7 protein-coding genes are annotated in these 8,492 nt (G+C 73.3%); all 7 read left to right on the top strand.

All coding sequences use genetic code 11. The features are described from left to right. Positions 1-195 precede the first annotated feature (195 nt). The 7 genes from DEI82_RS07205 (at position 196) to DEI82_RS07175 (ending at position 8,491) form a co-directional block, all read left to right on the top strand. Complete coding sequence (locus DEI82_RS07205; protein WP_111036324.1) at positions 196-1,521, top strand: FAD-binding oxidoreductase; 1,326 nt, start codon at positions 196-198, stop codon at positions 1,519-1,521. Next, on the top strand, positions 1,518-3,041 hold the full coding sequence (locus DEI82_RS07200) for an aldehyde dehydrogenase family protein (protein WP_111036323.1): 1,524 nt from the start codon (positions 1,518-1,520) through the stop codon (positions 3,039-3,041). The genes DEI82_RS07205 and DEI82_RS07200 overlap by 4 nt, the downstream gene beginning before the upstream one ends. Continuing rightward, complete coding sequence (locus DEI82_RS07195; protein ID WP_111012917.1) at positions 3,038-3,628, top strand: UbiX family flavin prenyltransferase; 591 nt, start codon at positions 3,038-3,040, stop codon at positions 3,626-3,628. Before DEI82_RS07200 ends, DEI82_RS07195 begins: the two co-directional genes overlap by 4 nt. After that, the gene (gene hutH, locus DEI82_RS07190) at positions 3,625-5,175 is read left to right on the top strand and encodes a histidine ammonia-lyase (RefSeq protein WP_111012918.1); all 1,551 of its coding nucleotides are present in this window, start codon (positions 3,625-3,627) and stop codon (positions 5,173-5,175) included. The genes DEI82_RS07195 and hutH overlap by 4 nt, the downstream gene beginning before the upstream one ends. Then, on the top strand, positions 5,172-6,599 hold the full coding sequence (locus DEI82_RS07185) for a UbiD family decarboxylase (protein WP_111036322.1): 1,428 nt from the start codon (positions 5,172-5,174) through the stop codon (positions 6,597-6,599). Before hutH ends, DEI82_RS07185 begins: the two co-directional genes overlap by 4 nt. Positions 6,600-6,629: 30 nt before the next feature. Then, positions 6,630-7,316: an IclR family transcriptional regulator gene (locus DEI82_RS07180; protein WP_111012920.1), complete on the top strand. Its 687-nt coding sequence runs from the start codon at positions 6,630-6,632 to the stop codon at positions 7,314-7,316. 110 nt (positions 7,317-7,426) lie between these two features. Further along, positions 7,427-8,491, top strand: a complete 1,065-nt coding sequence (locus tag DEI82_RS07175) for a LacI family DNA-binding transcriptional regulator (RefSeq protein ID WP_111036321.1) — start codon at positions 7,427-7,429, stop codon at positions 8,489-8,491. Position 8,492 lies beyond the last annotated feature (1 nt).

Raw genomic sequence — 8,492 nt, 5'->3', positions numbered from 1 at the left:
GGGGCTGGGTGCCGGTGGGTGGTGCGACGAGCGGGTGGTTCCGGGGTGGGGGGAGCGCCGGGGTGGCGTTTGTTAACTCCCCGTTACGAGTTGGCGGTCCGACCCTGGACGGCGTTTGCCGCTGTGTGGGATGCAGTACCGTCAGGCAGCAAACGTACTGGCGGTGGCAGCACGCCCTCTACCCGGAAACAAGAAATGAACCAACTCGTAACACGCCCGAAAAACTCGGGCCGCACGGCGGACGTCGTCGTGATCGGCGCCGGGGTGCTCGGTTGTGCGATCGCGGTGAGCGCGCTCCGCACGGGGCGGCGCGTGACCGTGGTCGACGGGAACCGGACCGCGGGGTTCGGGTCCACGAGTTCCTCCGCCGGCATCATCCGCGTCCACGCGTTCGACGCCGAGAGCTCGGCGATGGCCGCCGAGTCGGTGCTCGCGTGGGAGGACTGGCGGACCGTCACCGAGACCCCGGCCGAGCAGGAGGTCGCCCGGTTCGTGCGGTGCGGCTCCTACCTGCTCGAGGACGACGGGGTGCTCGACACCATGGCCGGCGTCATGGACCGGGCTGGCGTGCGGTACCACGAGGTCGACGGCGACGCGCTCGCCGCGGCCCTGCCGTGGATCGACACGCGCCGGTTCGGGCCCCCGAGCCGGACCGACGCCGCCGAGTTCTGGCGCGAGCCCGACGGCCGGTTCGAACGCGCCCTGCACACGCCGTCCTCCGGCTACGTGGGCGACCCCGCCCTCGCGGCGCAGAACCTCGCCGGACAGGCCGCACGGCTCGGCGCCGTGTTCCTGCTCGGTGCGCGCGTGGTCGCGATCGACGACCCCGTCGCCGGGTCGACCGTCCTCCGCCTCGCAGACGGGTCGACGGTCGAGGGGGCGACGGTCGTGAACGTGGCCGGGCCCGGCTCGCGGGCCGTGAACGCCCTCGCGGGCGTGGGCGGCGACTTCCGCGTCCGGCTCGAGGCGCAGCGGCACGAACTGCACTGGTTCCGCATGCCCGAGGGCGTGGACATGGCCCGGGACGGCGCCCACATCGTCGACGGCGACCTCGGCCTCAACTTCCGTCCCGACGGCGAGGGGGCCGTGCTCGTCGGGGGCAACGGTGCCGCGGTCGACGGGGTCGAGACGATCGACGACCCCGACGCGCTCGTCGCCACCCCCACGCGGGCCTCGTGGTTCCGCGACGCGGCGCGCCTGGCCCGCCGGGTCCCCGGACTGCGCGTCCCCGCGACGCCCAGCGGACTGGCCGGTGTGTACGACGTCACCGAGGACTGGTTGCCCATCTACGACCGCACCGACCGCGACGGCTTCTTCGTCGCCATGGGCACGAGCGGCAACCAGTTCAAGACCGCGCCCGTGGTGGGGGACCTCGTCGTCGCGCTGCTCGAGGCCACCGATGGCGGGCGCGACCTCGACACCGATCCCGTGGCCGTGACCCTCCCCCGGACCGGCCGGACCATCGACACCGCGGCGTTCTCCCGGCGCCGCACCCCGCAGACAGGAGCGTCCCGAGGATGACGACCACCCCCACGACCCCCGCCGGCGCGACCGACGCCGACGCCACCGCTCCGCGGTACGCGGAGGCCCTCGCCGCCTTCTGGCCGGACGGCCGCCCCCGCAACTTCGTCGGCGGACGGTGGACGGACGCCGCGGCCCGCGCGGTGACCCACGACCCCTCGACGGGCACCCCCTACACGGACGTGCCCGAGACCTCGCGCGCCGAGGTCGACGAGGCCGTCGCGGTGGCACTCGCCGCGCAGCCCGCTTGGGCCGCCCGGACGGTGAGCGACCGCGCCGCCGTGCTCGGAGCCCTGCGCGCGGCGCTCGCCGAGCACGGCGAGGCCCTGGCCCGACTCGAGGCCATCGACAGCGGGAACCCGATGCCGTCCACCCGCCGCGACGTCGGCCTCGCCCTGCGCTACCTGCAGGAGTGGCCGGGGATCGCGCTCGCCCAGGCGGGGCGCGTCACCCGCCCGCACGCGGACGGCATCTCGATCGTCACGAGCGAGCCGTACGGGGTGGTCGGCAAGATCATCGCCTACAACCACCCGAGCCTGTTCGCGCTCGCCGGTCTGGTGTTCCCGCTCCTCGCCGGCAACACCATCGTCATCAAGGCCGCCGCGCAGACCCCCGTCGCGACGCTCGCCCTCGGCGCGCTCCTGCAGGACACGGTCCCGCCGGGCGTCGTCAACATCGTCTCCGGCGGTGTGGAGGCCGGGGACGCGCTGGTCGTGCACCCCCGCGTCAAGCGCATCGCGTTCACCGGCAGCGACCGCACGGCCGTCGCCATCCAGTCCCGCCTGTCCGAGAGCGGGACGGTCAAGCACTTCTCCGCCGAGCTCGGCGGCAAGAACCCGTTCGTGATCTGCGCCGACGCCGACCTCGACGAGGCCGCGGCCGCCGCCTTCGCCGGGCTGAGCTTCACCGTCAGCGCCGGCCAGTCCTGCCAGGCGACCGCGCGGATCCTCGTGCACGAGTCCGTGCACGACGCCGTCGTCGAACGGATGGCGGCCCGCATGGACGCACTCCGGCTCGGGGCCGCGTACGACGAGACCACCGAGATGGGTCCGCTCGTCTCCGCCGCCCAGCGGGACCGGGTGCTCGACCACGTGCGCTCGGCGGTCGACGAGGGCGCCCGGCTCGTCACCGGCGGGCACGTGGTGGACCGCCCGGGGTACTTCGTCGAGCCGACTCTGTTCACCGACACCACCGCCGCCATGCGCATCGGCCGTGAGGAGGTCTTCGGCCCGGTCGCGATCACGCAGCGGTTCCGCGACGAGGCCGAGGCGATCGCGCTGGCGAACGAGGGTGCCCTCGGGCTCAGTGCGGCGGTCTGGACGAACGACCTCGACCGCGCGCTCCGGCTCGGCAGCGCGATCCGCGCGGGGTACGTGTGGGTCAACGACGCGAACCGGCACTACCCCGGATCGCCCTTCGGCGGCGCGGGCGGCAGCGGTGTCGGGCGCGAGGAGTCCGTCGAGGAGTACCGCAGCTACTCCGAGTCGAAGGCGCTCAACATCCGGGTGCGTCCCGCATGACCCGGCGCATGGTCGTCGGCATCACCGGCGCGAGCGGCGCCGCGTACGGCATCCGGCTCCTCGACGAACTCCGCGTGCTCGGGATCGAGTCGCACCTCGTCATGTCGAAGGCCGCGGAACTCACGCTCGCGTACGAGTCCGACCTGACCCCGCGCGAGGTCCGCGCGAAGGCCGACGTCGTCCACGCCGTGCACAACGTCGCGGCGAGCATCGCCTCGGGGTCCTTCCGGACGATGGGCATGGTCATCGCGCCGTGCTCGGTCCGCACCCTCGGCGAGATCGCGAGCGGGGTCTCCTCGAGCGTCCTGACGCGCGCCGCGGACGTCACCCTCAAGGAGCGCCGGCCCCTCGTGCTCATGCTGCGCGAGTCACCGCTCAACCTCATCCACATCCGCAACCTCGAGACGGTGACGCTCGCGGGTGCGACCGTGTGCCTCCCGGCCCCCGCCTTCTACAACCGCCCGCAGACCGTCGACGAGATCGTCGACGACGGTGTCGGGCGGCTCCTCGACCAGTTCCACCTCGAGTCCACGCTCATCCGGCGTTGGACCGACGACCACCCAGCCCCGACGGAGGACGCATCGTGACCACCACCATCGACATCAGCCCCGACGGCGCCACCCTCGCCGAGCTCCGCGCCCCGTTCCGCGGACCCGTGCGCGTGCGGCTCCGTCCCGAGGCCGCCGAGGCCGTGGAGGCCGGCCACCGGGTCATCGCCGACGCGATCGAGCGCGGTGACGTCGTGTACGCGGTGAACACGGGCTTCGGCAAGCTCGCCGACCGCCGCATCTCGCCGGAGGACCTGGTCGAGCTGCAGCGTCGACTCATCGCCTCGCACATGGTCGGCGTGGGCGACCCGCTCCCCGACGACGTCGTCCGGGCGGCGCTCTTCATCAAGCTCCTCTGCCTCGTGCAGGGGCACTCGGGTGTGCGCCGCGTCATCGTCGACACGATCGTCGCGATGCTCGAGGCCGACGTCCTGCCGGTCGTGCCGAGCCAGGGATCCGTCGGTGCGTCCGGCGACCTCGCCCCGCTGTCGCACCTCGTCGGCGCGATGACCGGGATCGGCGCGGTCCGCATCCAGGGCGTCGAGCACCCGGCGACCGAGGGCCTCCGGTCCGTCGGGATCGACCCGGTCGTCCTCGGGCCGAAGGAGGGCGTCGCGCTCATCAACGGCACGCAGATGTCGACCGCGCTCGCGCTCCGCGGGCTGTTCCAGGCCGAGAACGTGCTCAACGCGGGGCTCGCAGCCGGTGCGCTCACGCTCGAGGCGACGGCCGGGCGCCAGATGGCCCTCGACGAGCGCATCCAGCGCATCCGCCGCCAGCCCGGACAGATCCGGACCGCGGCAGCGCTCCGCGCGCTCGTGGCCGACAGCGTCGTGCTCGACACCGAGTTCGAGGGTCGGCGACTGCAGGACCCGTACAGCCTGCGCTGCATGCCGCAGGTGATGGGGGCCTCCCTCGACCTGCTCGAGAACGCGTCGCGCGTACTCGAGCGCGAGTCGAACGCCGTCTCCGACAACCCGCTCATGTTCCCCGAGGACGGGATCGTGCTCTCCGGCGGCAACTTCCACGGGCAGCCCGTCGCGTTCGCCGCGGACACGATCGCCATGGCGCTCTGCGAGGTCGGCTCGCTCGCCGAGCGCCGCACCGCCATGCTCATGGACACCTCGATGAGCGGGCTGCCGCCGTTCCTCGTGCAGGGCGCCGGTCTCAACTCGGGATTCCTCATGGCGCAGGTGACGTCCGCCGCGCTCGTCGCCGAGAACCGCGCGAGCGCGTTCCCGGCGAGCGTCGACTCGATCCCGACGTCCGCCGGCCAGGAGGACCACGTCAGCATGGCGACGCACGCCGGCACCCGACTGGCCCGGATGGCGCGCAACGCGGCGTACGTCGTCGCGATCGAGCTCCTCGCCGCGGCGCAGGGCAGCGACCTCCGGAGCGAGGGCGCCTCGGCGCCCGGACTCGTCCCCGTCTACGAGGCGGTGCGTGAGCGTGCGGCTCGTCTCGACGACGACCGCGTGCTCGCCGGCGAGATCGAGGCGGTCGCCGCGGACGTGCTCGCCGGGCGGTACAACACCGCCGGGTCGGTCGTCGTCGCGGGGCTCGCACAGGACGGCGACGCGCGATGAGCCGCCCTGACCTGCGGAGTTGGCTCGCGACGCTCGGCGCCGACGAGCTGCTCGAGGTCGACCGCCGGGTCCGCCCGGGCGGGGAGATCGCCGCCGTCGTCAAGGGCCTCGAGCCGCACGGGGCACCGGGCGTGCTCTTCCGCGACGTCGAGGGTTCCGAGCTGCCGGTGCTCATGGGCGTGTTCGGCAAGCGCTCCCGTGTCGCGTCGGCTCTGGGCGTGCCCGTGCGCCAGGCGCTGGACCACGTGCTCGCGGTCCAGCGCGGACCGGTCCCGGACGCGGTCGTCGTCGACGACGCACCGGTGCACGAGGTCGTCGTGACCGGCGACGACGTCGACCTCGGCGCACTGCCCTTCGCGGTGCACTCGCGCGCCGACGCGGGGCGGTACATCACCGCGGGGGTCGTCATGGTCCGGGATCCGGCGACGGGGTCGATCAACACGGGGATGTACCGGCTGATGATCACGGGCCGGAACACGATCACGGTGAACGCCGCGCCCGACCACGACCTCGGGCGTGTCCTCGCCGCCGCCCGCGAGGACGGCCGGACGGTCGAGATCGCCGTCGTCATCGGTCACCACCCCGCCTACGCGATCGCCTCGCAGCTCAAGAACCCCGTGACGATCGACGCGCACGGCCTCGCCGGGGCCCTGCTCGGCGACCCGCTCGCCGTCACGCCCGGGCGCACGGTGGACCTGCCGATCCCGGCCGACGCCGAGCTCGTGCTCGAGGCCGTCGTCGACCCGGCCGACCGCGTCGACGAGGGCCCGTTCGGCGAGTTCTCGTACCACTACGGCAAGGCGCAGGCGCCGGTGGCGACGATCACCGCGGTCACGCGACGGGCGGACGCGCTGTTCCAGGACCTCCACCCGACCCATGCCGAGCACCTGTGTCTGTGGCTCTTCCCCGGACGGGAGGCGCGCCTCCTGGACGCCGTCCGGCGTGCGGTCCCCGGGACGGTCGACGTCCGCATCCCGTTCCGCGGCGGCGCGTTCAGCGCCTACATCGCGGTGCGGAAGCGTCGTCAGGGCGACGGCAAGCAGGCGCTGCTCGCGGCGTTCGCCGCCGACCACTTCCTCAAGACCGTCGTCGTGGTCGACGACGACATCGACGTGCACGACGAGCCCGGGGTGCTCTGGTCCGTGAACGTCCGGTTCCAGGCGGATCGCGACCTCATGGTGCTCGGCGACATGAAGGGCATCCGGATGGACCCGAGCGCACACCAGTTCACGACGGAGCGGGGGTCGGACGCGCTCACGGCGAAGCTCGGGTTCGACACCACCCGGCCGCTCACGGGGTTCCCCGAGCGCTCGGACCTGCCGCCCGAGGGCTTCGAGGACCTCGACGCGCTCGGGTACCTCGACCCGTCGCTCCGGGAGCGCATCACCGCCGCGGCCCGCGTCCGACAGACTGTGGGGGAGTGAGCGGCGGCATGAGGGGGAGGGGCGGCGCGGATGCCTGACCAGAGCGACGGGACCGGTGGCGCGCGGAGCGTGGAGCGCGCACTGCGGTTGCTCGAGGCCATCGCGTCCTCATCGTCCGGGATGACCCTGAGCGAGGCGGCGCGCGCCGTCGACCTGCCGACGAGCACGGTCGCGCGCCTCCTCCGCACCCTCGAGCCGAGTCGGTTCCTCGCGCGCGACGGCGGGACCTACACGGCCGGTCCGCGGATCCTCCAGATCGGCGCCGTGGCGATCTCGAACCTCGCGCTCTTCGACATCGCGGAGCCGCACCTCGTCGACCTCTCGGACTTCACGGGCGAGACGGCCTACCTGGCGGTCCCCGACGGCCCGGACCACGCGGTGTACCTGCGCCAGGTCGAGAGCCGGAGCGCGATCCGGCACGCGACCTGGACCGGCCGGTCCATCGACACCACAGGCACCGCACTCGGCGCGGCGCTCACCGGGGACACCGGCGACCAGGGCTTCGCCGTCTCGCGGGGGACCGCCGTGGAACCGGACGCCGCCGCCGCCGCGGCCGCGGTGCACGACGGCGATGGCCGCACCGTCGCCGCGCTGAGCGTCATCGGCCCGTCGTTCCGGATCTCGGACGACGACCTGCAGCGGTTCGGGCGGCGGGTGCGGGAGCGGGCGGACCTGCTCGGGCGGCAGCTCGCGGGCGGCGGTCACGGCGCGCGCTGACTCACCCCTCGGGGACCGAGTCATTTGACATCCCCGCGGCGCTCCCCGTACAGTCATGGAATCGATCCCATGGAATCGATTCCACGACTCGCCCAACGGAGTGCTCACCGATGAACACCGTCACCATCAAGGACGTCGCCGCGCGCGCCGGCGTCTCGGCGGCGACCGCGTCGCGGGTGCTCTCGGGCAACCCGGCGACGTCCGAGGACTCCCGTCGGCTCGTGGAACAGGCCGCGCGCGACCTCGACTTCCGGCCGAACCTGCAGGCCCGGGCGCTCCGCTCGACCCGCACGGACACCATCGGCCTCCTCGTCTCGGACGTGCGGAACCCGTTCTTCGCGGACCTCGCGCACACCGTCGAGCAGGCCGCGCTCGAGACCGGGTACGTGACCATGCTCGGCAACGCGAACGAGCGTGCCGAGCAGCAGAACCGGTACCTCGACACCCTCATCGCCCGGCGGGTGGACGGCGTCATCGTGGCGCCGCAGGGCGACGACACCGAGACGGTCCAGCAGCTGGTCGACCGGGGCATCCCGACGGTGTTCGTCGACCGCGTCGTCCCCGGCATCGACGTGCCGACCGTCACGACGGACAGCAGCACGGGCATCCGCCACACGGTCGAGCACCTGGCCGCCCTCGGGCACACCCGCATCGGCTACATCGCCGGCCCGCAGAGCGTCTCGACCGGTCGCGAGCGGTTCGAGGCCTACCAGGACGCGATCGTCACGGCAGGGGTGAGCGCCGACCCGGACCTCGTCGTGTTCGGTGACTTCCAGGCCGCGTCCGGGTCGGCCGGGGTGAGCGCGCTGCTCGCCCTCGACGAACCGCCCACCGCGATCTTCGCCGCGGACAGCCTCATGGCGGTGGGTGCGATCGCGATCCTGAACCGGCTCGGCCTCCGCATCGGCGTCGACATCGCCCTCGTCGCGTTCGACGACATCGAGTGGTTCTCGCTGCTCGAACCGGCGCTCAGCGTCGTCGCCCACAGCGTCGAGGACATGGGCCGCGTCGCCGTCGAACTCCTGCTCGACGTCATCGCCGGCAACCACCCCGCCTCCGTCCGCCTGCCGAGCGAGCTCATCGTCCGGGCCTCGTCGGCCGACCCCATCGCCACCGATCGGCAGACCGCATCGTCGCGCTCCGCCGCCGAACCGTCCCGTCCCGGGAGGAACTGAC

This window comes from Curtobacterium sp. MCBD17_019 (assembly GCF_003234555.1).
Lineage (GTDB): Bacteria > Actinomycetota > Actinomycetes > Actinomycetales > Microbacteriaceae > Curtobacterium.
This window is presented reverse-complemented; position numbering and strand designations above follow the sequence as displayed.

Bases quoted from the DNA above. Each gene is read 5' to 3' on its own strand.
- DEI82_RS07205 (WP_111036324.1), top strand. From the start codon at position 196: ATGAACCAACTCGTAACACGCCCGAAAAACTCGGGCCGCACGGCGGAC.
- DEI82_RS07200 (WP_111036323.1), top strand. From the start codon at position 1,518: ATGACGACCACCCCCACGACCCCCGCCGGCGCGACCGACGCCGACGCC.
- DEI82_RS07195 (WP_111012917.1), top strand. From the start codon at position 3,038: ATGACCCGGCGCATGGTCGTCGGCATCACCGGCGCGAGCGGCGCCGCG.
- DEI82_RS07185 (WP_111036322.1), top strand. From the start codon at position 5,172: ATGAGCCGCCCTGACCTGCGGAGTTGGCTCGCGACGCTCGGCGCCGAC.
- DEI82_RS07180 (WP_111012920.1), top strand. From the start codon at position 6,630: ATGCCTGACCAGAGCGACGGGACCGGTGGCGCGCGGAGCGTGGAGCGC.
- DEI82_RS07175 (WP_111036321.1), top strand. From the start codon at position 7,427: ATGAACACCGTCACCATCAAGGACGTCGCCGCGCGCGCCGGCGTCTCG.